3 protein-coding genes are annotated in these 1,923 nt (G+C 59.8%); all 3 read right to left on the reverse strand.

Annotation, left to right across the window (positions count from 1 at the left end; genetic code table 11):
• Nucleotides 1-119: 119 nt before the first annotated feature.
• The 3 genes from PMX60_RS10125 to PMX60_RS10135 all read right to left on the reverse strand — a co-directional run bounded on the left by PMX60_RS10125 (nucleotide 120) and on the right by PMX60_RS10135 (nucleotide 1,839).
• Nucleotides 120-1,001 (reverse strand): DUF6273 domain-containing protein, encoded by an 882-nt coding sequence (locus PMX60_RS10125; protein WP_271747817.1) that lies wholly within the window; start codon nucleotides 999-1,001, stop codon nucleotides 120-122.
• A 207-nt stretch (nucleotides 1,002-1,208) separates the two neighbouring features.
• Nucleotides 1,209-1,391 carry a hypothetical protein gene (locus tag PMX60_RS10130; protein WP_271747818.1) on the reverse strand — a complete coding sequence of 61 codons (183 nt, stop codon included), beginning with the start codon at nucleotides 1,389-1,391 and terminating at the stop codon, nucleotides 1,209-1,211.
• A 52-nt stretch (nucleotides 1,392-1,443) separates the two neighbouring features.
• Nucleotides 1,444-1,839 carry an HNH endonuclease gene (locus tag PMX60_RS10135; RefSeq protein WP_271747819.1) on the reverse strand — a complete coding sequence of 132 codons (396 nt, stop codon included), beginning with the start codon at nucleotides 1,837-1,839 and terminating at the stop codon, nucleotides 1,444-1,446.
• Nucleotides 1,840-1,923: the final 84 nt, after the last annotated feature.

Genomic DNA, 1,923 nt, shown 5'->3' on the forward strand with positions numbered 1-1,923 from the left:
CGCGCCTGTCGGAGATACTCAGTCGAGACCGATTCGGTCTGCCTGCTCTTTGGAACCATGGGGCCTCCAGCTGGGAAGGAACCCCTCCGGCGAATGCCGGAGGGGTTCAGGGGCGTAGATTAGAAGGAGAAAGCGGGGCAGACGCAATACGAGCCCGCCGCATAGTAGCTGTGCGACGGATCGCCGATGCCGTTGACACCGAGGAAGTAGTAGGAGTAGTACGGATCCGCCGAGCGCTCCCACCAAATGTCGCCAATCTTCAGGCAATCGTTACCCGAATAATTGTTCGTCACCTTTCCCTTGAACGCCTCGTACTGGGTGCCCTCGTTAGAAGTCCAGGGATAGCTGGATGCCCAGTAGGAGGTGGGGACGATCTCGGAGTAGCTGAGCAGGAACAGCTTGTCTGAGGTAGCCGTCACGGCGGCATTCTTGTTCGCGCTACCGCCCCCGACGTTGTTCGTGAGCTTCTTGACCGATTTCACCTTGGACTGAAAATCGGAGGGCATGAGGTTCCAGATCTCGCCGGAGTTCATCTTCCCGCGGAGCTCCGACTTCCCCCAGCCGCCGGCGTTGGTGTCCGTGGCGTTCATGCGGGAAGAGATGGTCGTCGAGGTGGTGAGGAACGTCAGGCCCGCCTTGCCCGAACCATCGGCGAGGTCGTCGTGGTTGATGCCGATGATCTTGTACTCGAGCGTCTGACCATCGGTTAGCTTCATCGAGAACTTGGTACCGGCGTCCATCGCGGCCTTGGCTTTCGCGTAGGCGGGCGAGGCCTCGCCCTTGGCGGCGATGTCCTCTGCCACGGCCTTCTGCTCGTCGAGCGTCCAGTCCTTCGCGTCCTTGGCTATAGCCGCCTGGACGGTCGCGGAATCGGCCCCTGTGGAGCCGCCGCCGGATGTTCCACCGCCCTCGACGCCGCCGGTCGTCCCATTATTCACTGTGTTGCCGACCAGGTTGAACTGGTTGCGGATGGCCCCGGCAACGCCGGGTCCGGCGAACACGATCACAAGGCCGATGATCGCGATGATCAGGACGTACTCGATGATAGATTGGCCTCGGAGATTGGCCGCCCTACGAGCGACCCCCCCCGAGGCGAAATTGCCGCTGCATGCATATGCGGCCCCCTTCGCTCAGGGTGAATAGAAACGGCTCGAATGTATGGCTATTTCAGATTTCCGTACCGGTCTTGCCGCAGCGGCAAATCACGCCTACAGCATCCAGTCGAACCCGTTCTTGCCTAGCGTCCGGCGCATGTTCCCGATCTGCATCTCGGTATGGACGCCTTTCTCATCGATGACGGTGTTCATGCCTCCGACCCCGGGTATTACCGTCTTGACGTCTCCCGTAGTGAGGTCAATTCTCTGGTTGCCGAATTGCCGTTCGAGGTGCATCCTGCCATCCGAACCGAGAACGTTTTGAAACTCAGCCGATCCTCCTATTCTCCTATTCGAGATATTTGTTTCCCTTGCCGCAATTGCAGTCCTCACAGAGCGTCTGGAGGTTGTCCATGGTGGACTTGCCGCCGCGCGAGACGGGGACGATATGGTCGACATGCAGCTTGACCCCGTCGGCGCTGCCGCGCCCGCACCTCACGCACTTGAATCCGTCGCGGCGCAGGACGTCATATCGCATCGCACGGGTAACCTTCGCATGCTCGGCATCGTTTGCCATACGGCGGTCCTGGTATTCCTGCCGACGCTTCTCCCGCTTCCTCTCACGCTCACGCTCACGCTTGGCCTTCTTATGCTCGCGCCAGAACATGTCGAACACGGTCTCTATGACAAACAGGACGATAGCGAGCATGAAGAACGGCATCATGGCATCGATTACTTGATCCATACCCATCCTTTCGGAATGCGGGGTCTTTTCAGACAGAGCATACCGAGTCCCCGGAATCTCCCACGACGCCTTGCCGCTGCGGCA

Source organism: Collinsella aerofaciens (assembly GCF_028206995.1).
GTDB lineage: Bacteria > Actinomycetota > Coriobacteriia > Coriobacteriales > Coriobacteriaceae > Collinsella > Collinsella aerofaciens_AQ.

What these genes read in the sequence shown, in the direction of transcription:
- PMX60_RS10130 (WP_271747818.1), bottom strand. Translation starts at nt 1,391, where the DNA reads ATGCACCTCGAACGGCAATTCGGCAACCAGAGAATTGACCTCACTACG.
- PMX60_RS10135 (WP_271747819.1), bottom strand. Translation starts at nt 1,839, where the DNA reads ATGGATCAAGTAATCGATGCCATGATGCCGTTCTTCATGCTCGCTATC.